Annotated in this window: 18 protein-coding genes and 10 tRNA genes; 3 read left to right on the forward strand and 25 right to left on the reverse strand. The window is 39.5% G+C overall.

The features are described from left to right. Window positions 1-69: 69 nt before the first annotated feature. From AC3ANV_RS26210 to AC3ANV_RS26260, 11 genes are all read right to left on the reverse strand, one after another. Window positions 70-143 (reverse strand) — tRNA-Gly (locus AC3ANV_RS26210). A 16-nt stretch (window positions 144-159) separates the two neighbouring features. Further along, window positions 160-236: transfer RNA gene (locus AC3ANV_RS26215), tRNA-Pro, on the reverse strand. A gap of 7 nt (window positions 237-243) precedes the next feature. Next, window positions 244-320, reverse strand: a tRNA-Arg gene (locus AC3ANV_RS26220). A 58-nt stretch (window positions 321-378) separates the two neighbouring features. Beyond that, window positions 379-464: transfer RNA gene (locus AC3ANV_RS26225), tRNA-Leu, on the reverse strand. A gap of 62 nt (window positions 465-526) precedes the next feature. Then, window positions 527-611: transfer RNA gene (locus AC3ANV_RS26230), tRNA-Leu, on the reverse strand. 22 nt (window positions 612-633) lie between these two features. Further along, window positions 634-708, reverse strand: a tRNA-Gln gene (locus tag AC3ANV_RS26235). Window positions 709-738: 30 nt separating this feature from the next. Continuing rightward, window positions 739-815 (reverse strand) — tRNA-Asp (locus AC3ANV_RS26240). Window positions 816-868: 53 nt separating this feature from the next. After that, a tRNA-Glu gene (locus AC3ANV_RS26245) sits at window positions 869-940 on the reverse strand. A 9-nt stretch (window positions 941-949) separates the two neighbouring features. Continuing rightward, window positions 950-1,040: transfer RNA gene (locus tag AC3ANV_RS26250), tRNA-Ser, on the reverse strand. A gap of 3 nt (window positions 1,041-1,043) precedes the next feature. Further along, window positions 1,044-1,118: transfer RNA gene (locus AC3ANV_RS26255), tRNA-Asn, on the reverse strand. Between the two features lie 125 nt (window positions 1,119-1,243). After that, complete coding sequence (locus tag AC3ANV_RS26260) at window positions 1,244-1,717, reverse strand: SprT family protein (RefSeq protein ID WP_488311489.1); 474 nt, start codon at window positions 1,715-1,717, stop codon at window positions 1,244-1,246. 92 nt (window positions 1,718-1,809) lie between these two features. On the opposite strand from AC3ANV_RS26260, the gene cmpA reads away from it, so the two are divergent. After that, entirely contained in the window at window positions 1,810-1,923 is a 114-nt protein-coding gene (gene cmpA, locus AC3ANV_RS26265; protein ID WP_139311313.1) for a cortex morphogenetic protein CmpA, read from the forward strand. Window positions 1,924-1,940: 17 nt separating this feature from the next. Here the strand turns inward: cmpA and AC3ANV_RS26270 are convergent, their stop codons facing one another. From AC3ANV_RS26270 to acpS, 6 genes are all read right to left on the reverse strand, one after another. After that, window positions 1,941-4,115 (reverse strand): Tex family protein, encoded by a 2,175-nt coding sequence (locus AC3ANV_RS26270; protein ID WP_488311490.1) that lies wholly within the window; start codon window positions 4,113-4,115, stop codon window positions 1,941-1,943. Window positions 4,116-4,387: 272 nt separating this feature from the next. Continuing rightward, window positions 4,388-4,738: a type II toxin-antitoxin system endoribonuclease NdoA gene (ndoA, locus tag AC3ANV_RS26275; protein ID WP_007083556.1), complete on the reverse strand. Its 351-nt coding sequence runs from the start codon at window positions 4,736-4,738 to the stop codon at window positions 4,388-4,390. Between the two features lie 4 nt (window positions 4,739-4,742). After that, entirely contained in the window at window positions 4,743-5,024 is a 282-nt protein-coding gene (locus AC3ANV_RS26280) for a CopG family ribbon-helix-helix protein (RefSeq protein WP_071354167.1), read from the reverse strand. Between the two features lie 183 nt (window positions 5,025-5,207). Continuing rightward, window positions 5,208-6,374, reverse strand: a complete 1,167-nt coding sequence (gene alr, locus AC3ANV_RS26285) for an alanine racemase (protein ID WP_488311491.1) — start codon at window positions 6,372-6,374, stop codon at window positions 5,208-5,210. A 355-nt stretch (window positions 6,375-6,729) separates the two neighbouring features. Beyond that, window positions 6,730-7,743 (reverse strand): LolA family protein, encoded by a 1,014-nt coding sequence (locus AC3ANV_RS26290; protein WP_488311492.1) that lies wholly within the window; start codon window positions 7,741-7,743, stop codon window positions 6,730-6,732. A gap of 182 nt (window positions 7,744-7,925) precedes the next feature. Next, window positions 7,926-8,276: a holo-ACP synthase gene (acpS, locus tag AC3ANV_RS26295; protein WP_488311493.1), complete on the reverse strand. Its 351-nt coding sequence runs from the start codon at window positions 8,274-8,276 to the stop codon at window positions 7,926-7,928. 103 nt (window positions 8,277-8,379) lie between these two features. On the opposite strand from acpS, the gene AC3ANV_RS26300 reads away from it, so the two are divergent. Further along, window positions 8,380-9,108: a rhomboid family intramembrane serine protease gene (locus AC3ANV_RS26300; protein WP_488311494.1), complete on the forward strand. Its 729-nt coding sequence runs from the start codon at window positions 8,380-8,382 to the stop codon at window positions 9,106-9,108. Between the two features lie 257 nt (window positions 9,109-9,365). Here AC3ANV_RS26300 and cshA read toward each other — a convergent pair whose 3' ends face one another. The 5 genes from cshA to AC3ANV_RS26325 form a co-directional block, all read right to left on the reverse strand. Next, window positions 9,366-10,853, reverse strand: coding sequence for a degradosome RNA helicase CshA (cshA, locus tag AC3ANV_RS26305; protein WP_488311495.1), 1,488 nt, complete (start codon window positions 10,851-10,853; stop codon window positions 9,366-9,368). A gap of 218 nt (window positions 10,854-11,071) precedes the next feature. Further along, entirely contained in the window at window positions 11,072-11,761 is a 690-nt protein-coding gene (locus AC3ANV_RS26310) for an alpha/beta hydrolase (protein WP_488311496.1), read from the reverse strand. A gap of 76 nt (window positions 11,762-11,837) precedes the next feature. Continuing rightward, window positions 11,838-13,217: a UDP-N-acetylmuramoyl-tripeptide--D-alanyl-D-alanine ligase gene (locus AC3ANV_RS26315; protein ID WP_488311497.1), complete on the reverse strand. Its 1,380-nt coding sequence runs from the start codon at window positions 13,215-13,217 to the stop codon at window positions 11,838-11,840. 55 nt (window positions 13,218-13,272) lie between these two features. Then, a complete protein-coding gene (locus AC3ANV_RS26320) occupies window positions 13,273-14,352 on the reverse strand; it encodes a D-alanine--D-alanine ligase (RefSeq protein WP_488311498.1) in 1,080 nt (359 codons plus the stop codon). A 212-nt stretch (window positions 14,353-14,564) separates the two neighbouring features. After that, window positions 14,565-15,341, reverse strand: a complete 777-nt coding sequence (locus tag AC3ANV_RS26325; protein ID WP_488311499.1) for a hypothetical protein — start codon at window positions 15,339-15,341, stop codon at window positions 14,565-14,567. Between the two features lie 355 nt (window positions 15,342-15,696). Here AC3ANV_RS26325 and uptA point away from each other — a divergent pair, with 355 nt between their 5' ends. Then, on the forward strand, window positions 15,697-16,290 hold the full coding sequence (gene uptA / locus AC3ANV_RS26330; RefSeq protein WP_488311500.1) for an undecaprenyl phosphate transporter UptA: 594 nt from the start codon (window positions 15,697-15,699) through the stop codon (window positions 16,288-16,290). 31 nt (window positions 16,291-16,321) lie between these two features. Here uptA and AC3ANV_RS26335 read toward each other — a convergent pair whose 3' ends face one another. From AC3ANV_RS26335 to AC3ANV_RS26345, 3 genes are all read right to left on the reverse strand, one after another. Then, window positions 16,322-18,148 carry an APC family permease gene (locus tag AC3ANV_RS26335; RefSeq protein WP_488311501.1) on the reverse strand — a complete coding sequence of 609 codons (1,827 nt, stop codon included), beginning with the start codon at window positions 18,146-18,148 and terminating at the stop codon, window positions 16,322-16,324. 237 nt (window positions 18,149-18,385) lie between these two features. Then, on the reverse strand, window positions 18,386-18,880 hold the full coding sequence (locus AC3ANV_RS26340; RefSeq protein ID WP_488311502.1) for a methylated-DNA--[protein]-cysteine S-methyltransferase: 495 nt from the start codon (window positions 18,878-18,880) through the stop codon (window positions 18,386-18,388). Between the two features lie 122 nt (window positions 18,881-19,002). Beyond that, entirely contained in the window at window positions 19,003-19,470 is a 468-nt protein-coding gene (locus tag AC3ANV_RS26345) for a DinB family protein (protein WP_488311503.1), read from the reverse strand. Between the last annotated feature and the right edge of the window lie 60 nt (window positions 19,471-19,530).

A 19,530-nucleotide genomic window follows, 5' to 3' on the forward strand; every position in this document is an offset into this window, starting at 1 on the left:
CGAAAGATCCACTAATAGTTATTGTTTGTTTGCACGATTTTGTTTGTTTAGTTTTCAAAGAACAATTTTTGGAGCGGGTGATGGGAATCGAACCCACTACATCAGCTTGGAAGGCTGAGGTTTTACCAGTAAACTACACCCGCATATATAATGTTATAATGGTCGGGAAGACAGGATTCGAACCTGCGACCCCTTGGTCCCAAACCAAGTGCTCTACCAAGCTGAGCTACTTCCCGTTTATAGTGGCGCGCCCGAAAGGAGTCGAACCCATAACCTTCTGATCCGTAGTCAGACGCTCTATCCAATTGAGCTACGGGCGCATTTATTAAGTCAACTTTTATAGTTTATCAAACCAGATTCGGTTTGTCAAGTCTTTTTTGGTGCGGCCGAGAGGACTTGAACCTCCACGGGGTTGCCCCCACTAGGCCCTCAACCTAGCGCGTCTGCCATTCCGCCACGACCGCATTTAAATTAGCGACAAAGATAATCATAACAGATTCTCATTAACTTTTCAACAGTAAATAATTGGTGCGGGTGAAGGGAGTCGAACCCCCACGCCTTGCGGCGCCAGATCCTAAGTCTGGTGCGTCTGCCAATTCCGCCACACCCGCAAATATTCAATGTTATAAAAAATGGCTGGGCTAGCTGGATTTGAACCAACGCATGTCGCAGTCAAAGTGCGATGCCTTACCGCTTGGCTATAGCCCATTAATATAGATTAAAAAATTAAACTTCAAGTGGCGGTCTGGACGGGACTCGAACCCGCGACCTCCTGCGTGACAGGCAGGCATTCTAACCAACTGAACTACCAGACCAAAACATTTGAATAAGAAACGGGAAATGACTTTTGTCTATTCCCCATCCCTGATGACCCCTACGGGATTCGAACCCGTGTTACCGCCGTGAAAGGGCGGTGTCTTAACCGCTTGACCAAGGGGCCGTTTATATATGGCGGAGAAGGAGGGATTTGAACCCTCGCGCCGCTTACGCGACCTACACCCTTAGCAGGGGCGCCTCTTCAGCCACTTGAGTACTTCCCCATATGGCTCCGCAGGTAGGACTCGAACCTACGACCGATCGGTTAACAGCCGATAGCTCTACCACTGAGCTACTGCGGAATAATTAAATTAGCTTTTTCTCAGAGACAATAAGACAATTACCTTATCGACTCTTCATATTATAATGACGTTACAATATAAAGTCAATATGATTTTTAGATAAAGATTTCTTCCAAAAAATGTTTTTATCCAAATGCTAATTCTTTAACTTTTTTCAATTTACCTCTGCATTTCCCACAAACATATCGACTTGTATCAATACTTCTTTTTCTTCTGTATTGAAGATGACAGTTTGTACATTCATATATTGAGATTTTTTTTGAAGCACGTATTTTCGGTTTCTCGGTTAGCTGATTGCAATATCTCGGTGCTCCTACTTTTTTTAATAACCCTTTAAACTCCGGGTCCCGATGCTGATATCCTTTGCCTTCAAGGTGCAGATGATAATGGCATAGCTCATGTTTGATAATGCCGACTAATTCGTTTTCCCCTAATTGCTCTAAATACTTTTTATTGATTTCAATATTATGGGTGCCTAATAGATACCGTCCGCCCGTTGTTCGCAGTTTGGAATTAAACGAAGCCCGGTGCCTAAACGGCTTTCCAAATGCTTCGATTGACAATTTCTCCACTAATTTCTGCAGCTCTTTCTCTTCCAATTTTCTCCCCCTCACTTCTAAGAAGAACGTGACAACCTATTATAGCATATAATGTATTTACCTTGATGATGTACTTTTCGGGAGGTTTTACAATGCCGACTTGGTTTCAAAACCAAATGAAAAGAGCTTTTTACGAGAAAGACCGCTACCAAATTAAGCTTTTAAACCAATGCTGGTTTTTTTACAGAAAAAAACACTGCTCGTAAAAAGCAGTGTTTTCTTATTATTCTCCCGGCGGCAGCATCGTTAATGCGACGCGTCCTTTATTCATATCCACTGAATCGACCCAGACCGTTACAACATCTCCAACAGAAACTATGTCCAATGGGTGTTTAACAAATCGGTTGCTTAACTTGGAAATATGAACAAGACCATCTTGTTTAACACCTATATCAACGAAGGCCCCAAAGTCTACAACATTTCGAACTGTACCTTGAAGCTCCATTCCCGCTTTTAAGTCCTCTAATTTTAAAACATCCTTTTTCAGCAGCGGGCGAGGTAAATCATCTCGCGGATCTCTTTCCGGTCTGACTAATGCATCGATAATATCTTTTAATGTTAATTCTCCAATTGATAGCTCTTCAGATGAAGCCTTAAGGTCGAGGCCGTTTAATGCCTCTCTTAACGCATCCGTTCCCAAATCATCGCCTGAAAAACCAAGCTTGGATAATAATTTTTTCACTTCATCGTAGTTTTCAGGGTGAATTCCTGTTCGGTCAAGCGGCTGCTTTCCGTCTAACACTCGTAAGAAACCAATTGCCTGTTCATACGTTTTCGCACCAAGACGCGGGACTTTTTTTAGTTGGACCCTGCTCGTAAATTTCCCTTCCTCTTCACGTTTTTTCACAATATTGTTAGCTGCAGTTTTCGTTAATCCCGCTACATATTGCAAAAGTGATGATGAGGCTGTATTTACATTTACCCCTACCCGGTTAACAGCTGTTTCCACAACAAAATGCAAGGATTCAGAAAGCCGTTTTTGGGAAACATCATGCTGGTATTGACCAACACCTACTGATTTCGGGTCAATTTTAACCAATTCAGCAAGTGGATCCTGCAAGCGTCTTGCGATCGATACTGCACTGCGTTCTTCTACCTGGAAATTCGGAAATTCCTCTCTAGCAAGATCGGATGCTGAATAGACACTCGCACCCGCTTCATTTACGATTAAGTAGAAAATTTCTTCCTTCATATCCTTTAAAATATCAGCGACAAACTGTTCGGTTTCCCTTGATGCTGTTCCGTTACCGATAGCCGCCATTTCCACCTTATAGTCACGCAGAATATTAATAAATTTTTCTCTTGCTTCCTTTGCTTTATTAACAGGTGGATGCGGATAGATGACATCGATTTTTAAGACTTTCCCTGTTTCATCAACCACTGCCAGTTTACAGCCTGTCCGATAGGCAGGGTCTACTCCGATCACTACTTTTCCTTTTAACGGCGGCTGCAGCAGCAAATTACGGAGATTTTCAGAGAATATATGTATGGCTTGTTCTTCCGCCTTCTCAGTTAGTTCACTGCGGATTTCTCTTTCTATGGACGGTTGAATAAGTCGCTTATAGCTATCTTCAATCGCTTCTAAAACAAAAACTGCCGCAGGTGAATAGTGATTGTGAACCCACTTTTTCGAAAGATAAGACAGAATTAAATCCATATTCATCTTAATCGAAACCCGAAGAATTTCTTCCTTTTCCCCGCGGTTTAAAGCAAGGATTCGGTGAGGGACAATCTTGTTTACAGGCTCCTCATACTCATAGTACATCTCATATACTTTTTTCTCGTCTTTTTCCTCTTCCTTTACAGCAGAAGCCACGGTACCGGATTTGAAGGTCTCTTTTCGAATCCATTTTCGGCCTTCTGCATCATCGGAAACCATTTCAGCAATGATGTCTTTTGCACCGGCAATGGCATCTTCAATCGTAAGAACCTCCTTTTCTTCCGATATAAATTCCTTTGCTTTTTCTTCAAAACTTTCCTTAGGAAAAGATAATAACCATTCTGCCAATGGCTCAAGACCTTTTTCTTTGGCAACAGTCGCCTTTGTCCGCCGTTTTTGTTTATATGGGCGATATAAATCTTCTACTTCCTGGAGTTTTTCGGCTATTGTAATCTTCTTGTTTAGCTCTTCTGTTAATTTACCTTGTTCAGCAATAATACGAAGAACTTCTTCTTTTCTTTGCTCCAGGTTTTGAATATACTGCCAGCGCTCTAATATATTTCGAATCTGAACTTCATCGAGTGCCCCTGTCATTTCTTTTCGATAGCGGGCAATGAAGGGAACGGTATTACCGTCATTTAATAAAGAAATAACGCTTTTTACTTGCTTGAGGGAAATCTCTTGCTCAGCTGCAATTTTTCCGTAAAGCTGTTCATCTTTAACTACTGTATCATTCACTAAATAATCCTCCACTTCTTTTTTCCATATTGTATCAAATAAAACCGAGTGTTTCATTATTAGAGCAGGATCATCCAACTCAAGTGGTATATTTTTAAGAACAAAAGGCGCTGGAGCCGGATACAGATTAACTTTTTCAAGTAATCCGCACCAAATTATTTTATAGATTCCTAAACGACAAAAAAAGCAAGCTGATTAGCTTGCTTAAGCAGAAATATGAGGGCAGGATATGTATAAAAAAACGCTCTTTTAGAGAAAGAGCGTGCATTATGTTAAAATTCGATGAGACCTAAACTAACCTGCAAGGCTTCATCCACTTTTTCCATCATTTCGTCATCGAGATGGGTAATTTTATCGGTTAACCGCTGTTTATCTATTGTACGAATTTGTTCTAAAAGTATGACTGAGTCTCGTTCAAAACCGTACCGCTTCGCATCAATCTCAACATGAGTAGGAAGCTTCGCTTTTTGAATCTGGGCTGTAATCGCTGCAACAATAACTGTGGGACTAAACCGATTCCCGATGTCGTTTTGGATGACAAGTACAGGACGGACTCCGCCTTGTTCAGAACCAACAACTGGGGAAAGGTCCGCGAAATAAACGTCACCACGCTTGACAATCAAAGGATTATCCTCCGCTAACAAGACGTTCTACTGTGTGTTCTGCCTCATATTCTGCTTGAAATGCTTCCGATGCAATCCGTAAATTTATCTTTGCCATTTCCATGTATCCACGTCTCATGGATTCGCGAATCTGTCTCTTTTTTCGTTCGCGCAAATACATTTTTGTCGCTTGGTAAATAAATTCACTGCGATTGACATTTTCCTGCTTTACAAAACCATCTAATTCGGTTAAAAGATGTTGCGGTAATTTCACTAAGATTTCCGTAGTTGCGCCGGATTCAGACACAAACATACACCTCCACCATCACTACACACCATTTTTTATCTGTACCATATTCAATAATAACACTAATCAAACCAAATGCATAGACTAATTATAATACTACTGTATTATAAGCCAATAAAAGCTTCTTTTATGCACAAAACATCCGCAATATCATAATTATGTTAGAATTAAGCCATTTAAGCCTTATTTCTCTTCAAGTAAGTAATTTTTTAAAACGGTTATTTGGCCGTCCTTTTTATAAAGCCGCGGTACGCGATGGGCAATCATGCATGGGACCTCGTAATTAATTGTATCCAGCTTTTTAGCAATTTCATTAATTGATAGGTATTGACCTGATTGCTGGCCAATTAAAGTAACCGTTGTCCCGACGGGAGCATAATGTGGGAGCAAGATCATACATTGGTCCATGCAAATCCTTCCGACAATCGGTGAACGAATGCCACTGACTAGTACTTCCTGACCTTGCAGCTTACGAATCCATCCGTCAGCATAGCCAATAGGAATGGTACCAACCCATTCCCCGCCCTTTGCCACATACGTTGCCCCATAACTGACTTTATCACCCTTTTGAAGCTGCTTTACATGGACAAGCCGTGCTTTGAACGAAAAAGCTTCTTTTAATGCGAATGGAATTTCACTTTCCATTTCAGAAGAAGGGGTTAATCCATACATAGCAATTCCAAGACGAACGGCATTAAAATAGGCGCTTGGAAACCGTATCGCCGCTGCACTATTACTGCTATGAACATATCTTGGGCGTTCCTTCAGCACACTGATCATTTCTTGAAACATTTCTAATTGGGTTAGAAAATAAGTTTGATCCAGTTCATCTGCAGTAGCAAAATGAGTAAAGATTCCTTCGAGATAAAAGCGTTTATCTTCTCGAATCAATTGCTCGATTTCGGTTAATTCTTCCTTGCTCCGAATGCCTAGTCTCCCCATGCCGGTATCAAGCTTAAGATGAACAGAAACCTTATCATCCGCTTTTAAATGCTCTTTTGCCTTCTGCAGCCATTCCTGCTGAAAAACAGTGATCGTAATACCGTAGCTGACTGCGACACGAACATCCTCTGCTCTGGTCGCACCAAGGACAAGGATCGGAGCATTAATTCCTTTATTCCGTAATGCAATTGCTTCATCCATAAAAGCAACTGCCAAATAAGCTGCACCGGCCTCAAGTGCTGTTTTTGCTACTTGAATATCTCCGTGGCCATATGCATTTGCTTTAACAACCGCAATAATATCCACATCTTGCGGCAAAAGTTTTTTTACAGAGGCAACATTTGAGAGAATACAATCTAAATCCACTTCTGCCCATGCATCTCTGTAGAAAAAGCTTTGCTCATCCATGGTACCACTTCCTAAACTTCAGATTAAACTATTGTTTCATTTTTCCATAAACATTATTATACTCCTTTTCACACGAAAAGCGGAAGCGACTTGATCAGCCCCGGCAGCTGCTTAAGGGCTTGTCGGTGAAATCGTTTTACTGACTTCTTCGGCAGGAGTGACGCGACCTCAAGGCGCTAGGCACTAGAGCTGGACAAATTTCAATTTTAAATAAGAAAAGAGCAAGCGCCCGTTTAGCGAAGTACACTAGTCGCTGGGCGCTGGAGCTGGACAATTCTCAAAGATTATAATTTTATACTTTTTTCCTTATAAAGAAAAACAGGCCCTGTTAAAAGAGCCTGCGTAGTTAATTACTTTATTTAACCGCATCACCTTGGACAGATTTTGCCACTTCCACAAGTTCATTCCTTGTTAGGTTTTTCGATGCGATCATGTAATCAACACCGTCCTGTGTCCAAGAAATGGAGTGGTCCGAAACAGCGCCAATGGTCACACCTAAATCAACCAGATCACCATCCACATCCTCAGGTGTTATGGAAGCTTCTTTAACGGCCACCTTTTCCTCAACAAGAGTATATGACTTTTTACCATCGTAGGTTAGGACCACCCGCTTGCCATCCTCGATCTTGACATTATCTTCTTTAATTAATTTTGTTCCCGAAATCTCCGCAGTTGGATATTTAACTGTAAAGGCTTGATCTCCGGCCTTTGCCATCGCCGGTAATCCAAGCTGTGCCCGTGTCATGTTCTTTTTCATATCGAAATCGTCCTTGTTAAAGTCGGCATTAAACTTCACTTTCGAAAACTCAACCGTTACAAGGGCATTGCGATCAGGATCCATCACTTTTACGACAGCCGGCGAAAGATCACTTTTATTAAGTTTGATTTCTTGGGTAGGAAGCATGCTATTATTTTGATAACGGGTTTTTGTTTCAAATACATAATAATCCTTTGTCGTCGAAAATTTCGCATTTTTATCCGCCACAATGTCTTTGATCAACGATTCGTATAAATAGGCTTGGCTGCTATTTTGCGGCCAATCGCTTTGGAAGCGGAAGCTCTTATTAAGGGCCGGCGTAAGGACAAATACTCCATCTTCATTCCTCAAGATCATTTGGCTTTGATCTTTTTCAGCATTTTTCAAATTCACGCGATAAAACGTTGGATCTTTATGCCAAATTTCAACGTTATAAACTTGTGAATCTGTTCCCATTTTCAACGTCATCTTGGCATTTACTTTATATCCTGATAAGTCCCCGAGTTTACCGTTTAACTCTTTTACCACATCTTCTTGTGATTTAGAACCACAGGCAGCCAGCAAAAAGATGACTATCAGCCCCGAAGCAAGCAGCAACAACTTTTTCCTCATTCCTTCAACCCCTTCTTGTCTCGTATGATTATGGAGAAGAGAAAGGCAGGGATCAGGCAGTGGATAATGTGCTTTCCAAAATGACCATAGCTGACCTTGTCTCTCCTATTTCCCTATGAATATATGAGACAACCTTATGGAATATGCTAAAAGGGTAAGCAGGCTGTTTATTTTTATAAAGGCTATACCTCTTCAATAATCACTTGAGCGACAGCATATTCTCTGCTATGGGAGATGGATAAGTGAGCATGAACTTCAGGATTTCTGAAAAAGGGTTTTCCACGTTCATCCGTCAAGATTTCAATATCTAAAAATGATAACTTTTTTCCGATACCTGTACCCATGGCTTTTGAAAAGGCTTCTTTAGCAGCAAATCTTCCTGCCAAAAACTCAACTTGGCGGCTGCCGGAAAGCGTTTCAAATCGATCCTTTTCCCTTGGAGTCAAAATTCGATCAATCAATTTCCTTTGTCTGGTTAACAAATCCTCTATCCGTGACAGTTCAATAATATCGATACCGGTTCCTTTAATCATTGTTCATCTTCCTTCTAATTAAGTTACAATATGCATAAATAATAGTGTACAAGTTTGAAAATAGGGCAAAAATGATTTTATGAAAATACTCAGGAGGTTTGTGATGTTTACAAGAACGGAAAGCTTTCGGGATTTTATCCGCTTTTATCCGATTGTTTCTATTATTATAGCCATCCATTTAGTATTATATCTTCTTACGGTTTTGCCATTCTTCCCTAACAACTGGTTTATCGAAACATTTTCCGGAGTGAATCTTTATATTTCGGAAGGGGAACTTTGGAGGCTCATAACTCCAACTTTTATGCATAACGGCTTTTCACACATGATATTTAATAGTTTTTCCCTGCTGCTTTTCGGGCCTGCACTTGAGCAGATTCTAGGCAGCGGCAAGTTTTTATTCGTCTATCTCGTTTCCGGTCTAATCGCAAATATTGCCACCCTTTTTCTTGAGCCGCTCACCTATACTCACGTTGGGTCAAGTGGTGCAATTTTCGGTCTTTTTGGTTTTTACCTTGCTTTAATTATGTTTCGAAAAAATATCCTGTCCCGACAAAACTCGCAAATAATCATGATTCTTTCCGCTATCAGTTTGATTATGACATTTTTACAGCCAAACATTAATATTACAGCTCATTTATTTGGATTAATGGGAGGATTCGCACTCGGTGCAATTCCCTATTTTAATAAGAAGGATTTTTCCGATTCTATAAAAAGTGTAGCCAATTGGGCTGAAAGCAATAGAAAAAAACTATCCTACCAATCACCCATAAAGGTGATGATCTGGGGTGCGATTATTATCATTGCCATTCTTGGCTTTTTGATACAAAGATAAAAGGATTAACCTTGAAAGGTATTGACGAAGGCTTTTTTTATTATTAAGGCTCTTTTCGTAAACTTTGTTGCTTTTGAAGCTTAATAAAGTTCATTTACTAAGTTTCTAGGCAATTTTCGCAAATATTCTTACGAAAAGATGCCACGAAGCTTCTAATTATACAGGTTGATAAACTTATACGAAAAACAACAATCTATGCGAAAATAGCCATTATTAATGACCAAAAAGAGCATAGACAAATGTCCATGCTCTTCTTTTTAATGATTAAAGCTTCTTGGTTTTGATTTTCCACCGGTTCTTTTTTCACCGTTTCTTGGCTTTACCGGTGCTTTTTTTCTGTTACGATCCGCATTGTATGAACCTCTGGAATCATCTCTTCTTCTACGGTCACGGTCCTGCGGTTTTCTTTCTCTTTTTTGCGGAAGCTGCTCTTCGGTCAGTTTAACCGGTGTAGTGTCCGGTTCTTTTGTTAACATTTTCAAAACAGCTGCGATTACGGTTGAAGCATCATTCTCCTCAAGCAATTCTTGAGCTGCCGCTTTGTAGTAATGTAAGTTGTTGGATTCAATCGTTTGGACGATTTTTTCTACAACTGCTTTTTGTTGGCCTTCCAACGCTTCATCAAGTGTCGGAGCTTTCATTTTTTCCATTTTACGCTTCGTCGTTTTTTCGACTACAGCTAGGTAAGATTTTTCACGCGGTGTAATGAATGTTAGTGCCACACCTGTTTTACCGGCACGACCAGTACGTCCGATACGGTGAACATAGCTTTCCGGATCTTGCGGAATATCAAAATTGTATACATGCGTTACGCCGGAAATATCGAGCCCTCTTGCAGCCACATCTGTTGCAACAAGAACATCAATCGTTCCTTCTTTAAATTTACGAAGGACAGATAAACGTTTTGCTTGGCTTAAATCACCATGAATACCTTCTGCTGTATATCCTCTTAAGGTTAATGCTTCCGATAATTCATCAACGCGGCGCTTCGTACGGCCAAATACAATAGCCAACTCCGGTGATTGAATATCAAGAAGTCTTGTTAACACGTCAAATTTATTTTTTTCCATCACTTCAAGATAATATTGCTCAATGGATGGAACGGTCATTTCTTTCATTTTCACGCGGACAATTTGCGGATCTTTCATGAACTTTTCGGCCATTCTTTGAATTGGCCCCGGCATTGTTGCTGAGAAAAGCAATGTTTGTCGTTCTGCTGGGGTCGAAGCAAGAATTGATTCGATATCTTCAATGAATCCCATGTTTAACATTTCATCTGCTTCATCAAGAATAACTGTATTTACAGTATCAAGGCGCATTGTTTTACGATTAATATGATCCAAAACACGCCCTGGAGTTCCGACAATGATATGTGGAGCTTTCTTTAATGAACGGATTTGGCGGCTGATATCCTGTCCGCCATAAATTGGAAGTACACGAACTCTTTTGCCTGCACCAATCTTATAAAGCTCTTCTGATACTTGAATGGCTAGTTCACGGGTTGGTGCAATGATGATACCTTGTATGGCATCCATACTTATATCGACTTTTTCAACCAATGGAATACCAAATGCAGCAGTTTTACCCGTTCCTGTTTGAGCCTGCCCGATCAAATCTATATTTTTTAAACCCAATGGAATTGTTTCTGACTGAATTGGTGTAGCTTCCTCAAAACCCATTTTGAGAACAGCTTTTAAAGTGGCCTGGCTTAGGCCTAATTCTTCAAACTTTGTCAATGTTTTCATTCTCCTTCATCTATTAGAAAATATTTTATATAAGCGCTGAATATTTTCTCCCGATACGCATCTTAAATGCCGTAATTAGGTAACATCTTTATTTTACCAAAAAAAGACATTCTCCTTCAAGGAGTATGCCCTTTTATAATCGTTCTTTAGACACGTTGATGAATATCATATCACTATTTTGCAATAAAGACAAGTTTATGACAGGTTGCAAACCAGCCTTACCGCTCCATCAAAAAGTCCAACACTTGAGAAAATAGGGCTTCTTTTTCCTCACAATGGCAAATATGATGTTTAGAATTCTTTATATAAGTGAGCTTTTTCTGTTTTGCACCAATCGTTTGATACAAGTATTCAGCACTTTTCGGCGGCACAATTCCGTCACACTCTCCCTGTGCAATTAGTGTTGGTACCTCCACTTGATTTAGAAGTGGTTTGATAGAGGATACCAGTTGACGAAATTGCCATGTAGCCGCGAGGGGAGTTTCTTTTATTTTTCTTTTATAACGCTGAAATAATTCATTATCCACTAAGTTTCCTCTTAGCGAGTCGATCATCATCGATTTTAGTTCACTGACAATCTGCCTTGGATTTATGTAATAAGCAGCAGCACTAAGGAGAACAAGCTTATCCACAGGATAATTTGCCGCAAGAAAACTGCCGATTAGACCTCCCATTGAAAAGCCAATCACATATACTTCATCACATGTTTGAATAAGCCGGTTTAATTCTGCCTCAGCATGTTCAATCCATTGATGGTAGAGTACTCCTTTTAAAGAAAGAGTTTCCCCATGCCCAGGAAGAGTCGGCACCCTGAATACCCAATTTGTTCGTTCGGTTAAATACTTTACCAGGGGCTCCACTTCATAGGGAGCACCTGTAAAGCCATGAATGCACAAGCAGCCAATCATGGTCGCTCACCTGCCAAAAAAGACATTTTCTTTATACTTTATTGTCTAAAAGTGGAAAAATTTATTAAAGTGACCTTTATCTTTTTTGTAAGGATGTTACGATTTCCTCTAATTTCATTCCTCGGGAAGCCTTTACCAAAACCAAAGTTTGTTCACTGACGTGCTGTTCCAGCTCTTGAATAAGTTCAGTCTTATCTGTAAAAGCATACACTCGTTGCTCTCCTAAAACTGCACGTGCACCTTCGGCAATATATCCGCCTAACTTTCCATAGGTGAATACCAAATCAATTTGGCCGGCATTTAACCCTTCTCCAATTTGAAGATGGTATTGTTCTTCCTGCGGTCCGAGCTCAAGCATATCTCCAAGAACAAGAATTTTCCGCTCATACCCTTGAAGATTTGAAACCAATTCAATTGCAGCCATCATCGAGGTAGGACTGGCATTGTAGGCATCATTGATGATTTTTTCGCCATGCTTTCCTTCCACAAGCTCCATACGCATATTGGTCAGTTTAATGCCTGATAAGCCTTCATTCATTTTTTCAAAAGGTATCGAAAAATACTTGGCAATCAACATCGATGCAAGTGCATTTAGAATATTATGTGTACCTAAAACAGGGAGTTCAAAGCTTATATCGGAAGCATTAATTTTAAACTGATTTCCTTTGTCAAGCTGGCGGATTTCTGTTGGGTATATATAATTTGTATCATTTCTGCCAAAAGTTTGAATTTGTAAATTTCCTTGAGCACAGTGAATTCTCTCCATCAATAATGGCTCATCGCCATGCAAGACAGCAAGACCACCGTCATGTAAACCTTTCAAAATTTCCAGCTTTGCTTCGGCAATCCCTTCCCTGGAACCGAGATCAAGTAAATGAGATTCCCCGATATTCGTAATCACCACAGCATCCGGACGTGCAAGCTTCGTAAGAAATTCAATTTCTCCTTTACCGCTCATGCCCATTTCTAAGACAGCAATTTCCGTTTCTTCACGTAATCCTAAAACTGTTAGCGGGAGTCCAATATGATTATTATAGTTTCCTTCTGTTTTTTGGACTTTATATTGTATCGACAAGAGCCCGGCCGTCATATCTTTTGTCGTTGTTTTCCCGTTGCTTCCTGTAATGCCAACCACTTTTACCTGCAGCTCTTTCCGGTACTTTCGCGCCAATTCCTGCATGGCTTCCAGACAGTTGTCCACTATTAGAATTGGTAAATGTGCCGGGGGATTTGGGACATCACTTTGCCAAAGTGCGGCGGCCGCTCCTTTTCGGATAGATTCCTCAACAAATATATGTCCGTCCGAATGTTCTCCTTTAAAGGGAATAAACAATTGGTCTTTTTCAATTTTCCGGGAATCAATTGAAACACCTTCAATCATTATATCTGCAAACGGGGTTATATCATTTTTCGCCGAGATCATCTCGGAAATCTGCTTTAACGATCTCTTTATCATGGGTTTTCCTCCTTAAAAAAAATGGACACGGCACATCCGCCGTGTCACCGTTATTCTAGAAAGTATATTTAATATTTTGTTTCTCAGTATGTCTTTCTTTTGCAAGGTTCACCAGGCGCTCAATTAATTGCGGATACTCAACACCAGTGTGTTTCCATAAAAGCGGGAACATACTAAACGGTGTAAACCCGGGCATTGTATTCACTTCATTAATTAATGCCTTTCCATCCTTTGTTAAAAAGAAATCAGCACGAACAAGCCCTGAACAATCCAAAGCTTTAAAAGCAAGGATTGCCATTTCCTTAATTTGTGCATACTCTTCTTCTGAAATATCTGCAGGAATGATGAGAGCTGTGTCACCATCTTCATATTTCGCTTTGTAATCATAAAAATCCTTTTTTGGAACAATTTCGCCTGCGACCGAGCACTCAGGTTTGTCATTTCCAAGGACACCCACTTCAATTTCGCGGGCAACAACCCCCTCTTCAATAATCACTTTGCGGTCAAATTGAAAAGCTTCACCAAAAGCAGCTTCTAACTCAGATCGATTTGTACACTTGCTAATTCCTACACTTGACCCAAGATTGGCAGGCTTAACAAAGCAAGGATAGCCAAGAACGTTTTCCACCTTCGTATAGGCTTCCTCTTTTGCCATCTCCCATTCACTTTTTATAAAAGCAACATAGTTCACTTGTGAAAGTCCTGCTTGCGCAAACACATTTTTCATCATCACTTTATCCATTCCTGCTGCCGAAGCAAGAACTCCATTACCCACATAAGGTAGGTTTAACAATTCTAATAGCCCTTGGACTGTTCCATCTTCACCATTTGGTCCATGCAAAAGCGGGAAAATAACATCCAGCGGTTGTTGTTCTTGTTTGTCGGCTTGAAATAGTGCAGGTGCCAATGATAATGGCGATAACTGATTTCCCTGTGAAAATTCAAGCGCCCTCACATTTTCAACCGGTCCCGTTAATTGCTGCCCCTTGATCCATTGACCTTCGGTATTTATGTAAATAGGATGAATTTCAAATTTTTCAAGATCAAGCGCGCGGATAACAGCTAGTGCTGTCTGCAGGGAAACTTTATGTTCAGCGGATTTTCCGCCATATAATAAACCAAGTTTTGTTTTCATATGAAACCTCCAAATTCTCATTCACTTATATATTTTAACACTTTATCACATAAATCAAATAAAAATGAGTACTTTACAATCATGTTTTTAAAAGGATTTCCACCTAACTTTTTCCTATTTACTATAATATGAATTACATAGCTTGCTTTAAAACGATCGATTGTAAAATTAAAGGGTATAAAAGGAAAATCTCTCCTTTCATCCGGAGAGATTTAAATAACATTGAGCTTCCACTCTTTTGTTTTCTTATCAAAGATGATCTTGGCATGGCATGTTTTACCCGCAATTTGTTCATATTCCTCATACATATCATCCATATTTGCAAAGTCCCCGATTACCCAAATTGGAATCTCAATCCGGCTGCGCTGATGGTCCGCATCCTTTAAAGAGATACAGATTCCTTCTTTTATGAACGGAGTCAAAGAGAGAAGAATTTCTTTATTTACCGGCGGATAAGATCGTTTCTTTCTTAATCCTAAGAGAGATTTTTCCAGCTTTAACGTCCCTAATTTTTCTGCTGTTGCCAGACTCAACAAATGAAAAAAATCTTTAAAGCTTCGGTAGTAGATTTTGTTATACCAGCCATCGTCATGAGCCAAATAAACAAAACGATTTCCTAATTTATTATAAAAGGGCAATTTCAAATGTTGTTTTTGATGACCTAAATATAATAATTCCGCTATTTCCTGACCGGTGAGTTCATTTAAAACCTCTTCCTCAATAAAATCGATCCAGCAGAAATCCCCATAACTATAGACATCTTCTGACGCTAATTTTGCTATCCTATCTTCCGGACAATATTCAAGCAGTGTATGCATATTAAAATCGGCATCATCAAAACGGTGCTTTAATAAAAGCAGATGATTTAATGAACCTGAAAAAGCAGCAGCAAATTCATTAAATTCGATGCCGTATGACATTACATACTGATCTGTTTGATTTAAATGCACGTAAATGAGATCCCGTATGTCTTGATGGTGCTTTTTCAATGCCTAACTCCTCCGATCAAACCCTAAAATGATGAAATCTATCTTAACTTTAAATGAACATATGTATTAAAGACGGCTTTAGGTTGAAACTATCCCGTTCTTCGGTCAATACTTTTCCATTTTAACAAATAATAGGTCAAATAGCTTATTTCAATTCTTTTACAAATTTAAAGCTTTGATTGCGTTTGATTCTTTACTATTATTTGTTTCCCTGTTGTATTTCATCTATTTTAATTGAAACAATTTCCCTTTTTATTTTTCAGATTTAAGCAACTATATTTATTTCATTATTATTCAAACTAAGATACACTAAATAAAGTTAAAGATAACTTTTTTACATAAGTGAAGGTGGATTATGAAAGATTTCATTTACTCTGTTCTAATGTTTTTATCACAATTAGGTTACCTCGGAATCGCCTTGGGATTAATGATAGAAATAATTCCAAGTGAAATTGTTTTAGGGTATGGCGGTTATATGATTTCCCAAGGACATCTCTCCTTTCCGGGTGCTGTGATTGCCGGTACCATCGGCGGAACGATTGCCCAATTGTTTATTTATTGGGCAGGTTATTACGGCGGTCGCCCTTTTTTGGAGAAGTACGGAAAATATGTCCTTATAAAAAAACACCATATTGACATTGCTGAGAAATGGTTTAATAAATACGGAGCTGGTGTTATTTTTTCTGCACGTTTCATCCCCGTTGTAAGGCACGCTATATCAATTCCAGCCGGTATTGCCAAAATGCACATCAGCAGGTTTACTCTTTACACCGTTGCGGCGGTATTGCCGTGGACTATTCTTTTCCTTTATCTTGGGAAAGTTTTAGGAAGTAATTGGTCCCATATTAAAGAATATGCACAGCCGTATGTACTACCGCTTATTATTGCTGCAGTCGTAATCGGCGCCATCTACTTTTTAGTCAAGAAAACAAAGAAAACCACCGATTAATGGTGGTTTTCTTTGTTTTCTGAAATTTCGCCTACTTTTTAAAGTGATAAGGCAGTGTGGAGATAATCACTTTCTTTTTAAAAATGAGATAGGCACGGATCAAAAAGCTTGATTGATTGTGTAAGATATTATGCCAGCTTTTTTTTGTAATAAATTGCGGAATCAAAACGGTTACCCGGTAATTGTTTTCGCTTGCTTTGTGTTCAATCGTATCAATAAATTTCGAAAGCGGCACAAGCACACTGCGATAATGGGATTGTAAGGTAACAAGCCGAACATCAGGCTGCCATTTCTCCCATTTTTCCTCAAAACGCTTTTCATCCTCCCGATCAAACGAAACATAAACGGCGAAGATTTGATCGGTTAATGACTTGGCATAATTGATGGAGTTCTCGACTACTCTTGTGATCCCCGCGACAGGAACAATAATCACATTTCCTTCAATCGGAATCGCCGGTTGTTCAGGATCAATCCTCAATTGTTCTCCAACAGCTTCATAATGCCTATTAATTCGATGAAAGAAAATAACGATTAATGGTAAAAATATAAAAACAAACCATACTTGGCTAAATTTCGTAATAAAGAAAATGAGTAGCACTGTTAAGGTAATGAGTGCACCAATAAAGTTTGCACTTAGTTTTGCAATCCATCCTGCCGGTTTTTCGCGAATCCACTTGATAATCATACCCGTTTGCGACAAAGTAAACGGAATAAACACCCCGACAGCATAAAGCGGTATTAGATGCTCTGTTTTTCCATGGAAGGCGATAATAAGCAGGATCGATGCGATTCCTAAGGAAACTATTCCATTCGAATAGCCAAGACGGTCCCCCCTGATTGTAAACATTCTTGGCATATATTTATCTTTTGCCAGGTTAAATGCTAATAATGGAAAAGCTGAGTAACCGGTATTGGCTGCAAGAACCAAAATTAAAGCAGTTGTTCCTTGAACAAAAAAGTATAGGTAATTGCGCCCGAATGTTTCCTTAGCAATTTGAGAAACAACGGTTTCGTCGGCTTTTGGAGCAATTCCATAATAATACGCTAAAAAGGTAATGCCGGAAAATAACAAGGCCAAAAGTGAACCCATTAATATCAGCGTTTTAGCAGCATTATTCGGTGCAGGGTCTTTGAAGTTGGGAATTGCATTTGAAATAGCCTCTACACCTGTTAGCGCGGAACAGCCTGATGCAAACGCCCGGAGTAATAAGAATAACGTAATCCCCTGGACGGGTGCTCCAATCGCTGCATGATGCATAGTAGGAGAAATAGTTCCGGTTACAATTCTAAAAACACCAACACCTACAAGAATAAGAATTGCCAGTACAAATAAATATACCGGATAGGCCAAAATCGATGCTGACTCCGTTAACCCCCGCAGATTTAAAAGAGTAATTAAAACAACTAAAATACAAGCAATGAACACGGTATGCGGATGTAGCGCCGGAAATGCAGATGTAATCGCATCTGTTCCGGCAGACACGCTTACGGCTACAGTCAATATGTAATCAACCAACAAGGAACCGCCGGCAATTAATCCCGGATTTACTCCTAAGTTCTCTTTAGAGACAACATATGCCCCGCCTCCATGGGGATAAGAAAAAATAATTTGCCGATAGGATAAAATAAGTGCAGCTAAAAGAAATAAAACCCCTACCGCAATGGGAATTGAGTACCAAAAAGCAACCGCACCAATAGTTGCCAGTACAATCAGAATTTGTTCTGTCCCGTATGCAACCGATGATAATGCATCGGAGGACAGAATTGCTAATGCCTTTAAGATATTTAGTTTTTGTTCGCCTAACTCCGCCGATTTTAACGGACGGCCTATCAATAGCCTCTTGATAGAAGAGAGCATGTAATTTCACCCACCAAAATATTCTAATTAGAATTACCCGATTGATTTTATCACAACTCAATCGGGTTTATGAAGAGTTTTCTTTTGACAATACTGAATTACCCGTTTTATTTAGGATATAGTGACTTGTTTTTATTCTTCTCGAAAAACTTATGTTTATTATGAAATTACTTACGAATAAAATGGCATCAGGTATTTTTAACCCTTATGCCACATTTAAACAACACTTTTAAATGGCTAGGATTTTGTTTTGTATCCTTCTATTTTAAGCAATATTTCTTTTATGGGCGTGTTGCTGCCGGCGTATCCACCTAAACCTCCGCGCTTTTCAATAACGCGGTGGCAAGGAATAATAATCGGCAGTTGATTGGCTCTATTTGCTTGACCAACGGCTCTAACAGCCTTTGGATTACCAATCATTTCTGCCACATCTGCATAGCTTCTAACCTCTCCATAGGGGATTTTTAAAAGGGCGTTCCAAACCTTCTTTCTGAAATCTGTTCCTTCAATGGAAAGCGGCAAATCAAATTCTTTTCTCCGGCCGTTAAAATACTCATCTAATTGGCGTAGGGCTTCACCACAAAAGGCCATGTCCTCTTTAATAGTTGGATTTTCCTTCAAAAACATATTCCAATCTTCCTCGAAAAGCTCAATTCTTCTCAAACCTGATTCATCCGCAATAACATAAATTATTCCAACCGGTGATTGGTATGCTGCATAATTAAGGCTCATACAATCCGCTCCTGACAAACTAGTCCAATTTTTTTATTTAAGTATTCATATTTAAATTTAAGCTTCCGGATAGTTAAATGAAAGAGGCTGGCTCTACAAAATGAGCCAGCCTTTTTCATTAATTATTCCCATGAAGCAGTTTCAATAACACGTTTCATTGCCTGAATTTGCCCCAAATGGTTGGATTCATGGAAAATCGCAAAGTTAGCGATCTCTCCATAGGTCTCCAGACCATGGAACGGGCTTTTTAGCTTTTCATTCAAGTTCGCTGCCGGAATCTCCTTAATCCGTTCAATTTGTTCTTTTAACTGTGCTGATAATTCGCTGACAGATGGGACATCCTCCTGCCAATCAGCCGGTTTCGTTCGTGATCCAAATAGATTCATATATTTTTCGGGTAAATGACTTGATTTTTTGGGATAGCCAAACATAAATTGCTCTGCGACCGTTAATACATGACCAATATGCCAGTGTATCGTGTTATTAAAGCCTTTAGGTTGTACGTCGACAATACACTCATCCAGCGCATCCACATTCTTAACAAAGAGACTTCTTGTCAGCTCAAAATGTTTAAATAGTAATTCGCTCATCTTTATCTGCCTCCCCATATTTACTCTATTATATTTTAACCAAAATCATCCAATTATTGA

This window comes from Neobacillus sp. DFD-2R, from assembly GCF_057747865.1.

Excerpts from the sequence above, each read along its gene's own strand:
- alr (WP_488311491.1), bottom strand. The coding sequence starts at position 6,374 with ATGGATGAGCAAAGCTTTTTCTACAGAGATGCATGGGCAGAAGTGGAT.
- AC3ANV_RS26335 (WP_488311501.1), bottom strand. The coding sequence starts at position 18,148 with ATGCTCTCTTCTATCAAGAGGCTATTGATAGGCCGTCCGTTAAAATCG.
- AC3ANV_RS26340 (WP_488311502.1), bottom strand. The coding sequence starts at position 18,880 with ATGAGCCTTAATTATGCAGCATACCAATCACCGGTTGGAATAATTTAT.
- AC3ANV_RS26320 (WP_488311498.1), bottom strand. The coding sequence starts at position 14,352 with ATGAAAACAAAACTTGGTTTATTATATGGCGGAAAATCCGCTGAACAT.
- cshA (WP_488311495.1), bottom strand. The coding sequence starts at position 10,853 with ATGAAAACATTGACAAAGTTTGAAGAATTAGGCCTAAGCCAGGCCACT.
- acpS (WP_488311493.1), bottom strand. The coding sequence starts at position 8,276 with ATGATTAAAGGAACCGGTATCGATATTATTGAACTGTCACGGATAGAG.
- AC3ANV_RS26300 (WP_488311494.1), top strand. The coding sequence starts at position 8,380 with ATGTTTACAAGAACGGAAAGCTTTCGGGATTTTATCCGCTTTTATCCG.
- AC3ANV_RS26310 (WP_488311496.1), bottom strand. The coding sequence starts at position 11,761 with ATGATTGGCTGCTTGTGCATTCATGGCTTTACAGGTGCTCCCTATGAA.
- AC3ANV_RS26315 (WP_488311497.1), bottom strand. The coding sequence starts at position 13,217 with ATGATAAAGAGATCGTTAAAGCAGATTTCCGAGATGATCTCGGCGAAA.
- AC3ANV_RS26345 (WP_488311503.1), bottom strand. The coding sequence starts at position 19,470 with ATGAGCGAATTACTATTTAAACATTTTGAGCTGACAAGAAGTCTCTTT.
- uptA (WP_488311500.1), top strand. The coding sequence starts at position 15,697 with ATGAAAGATTTCATTTACTCTGTTCTAATGTTTTTATCACAATTAGGT.
- AC3ANV_RS26290 (WP_488311492.1), bottom strand. The coding sequence starts at position 7,743 with ATGAGGAAAAAGTTGTTGCTGCTTGCTTCGGGGCTGATAGTCATCTTT.
- cmpA (WP_139311313.1), top strand. The coding sequence starts at position 1,810 with ATGCCGACTTGGTTTCAAAACCAAATGAAAAGAGCTTTTTACGAGAAA.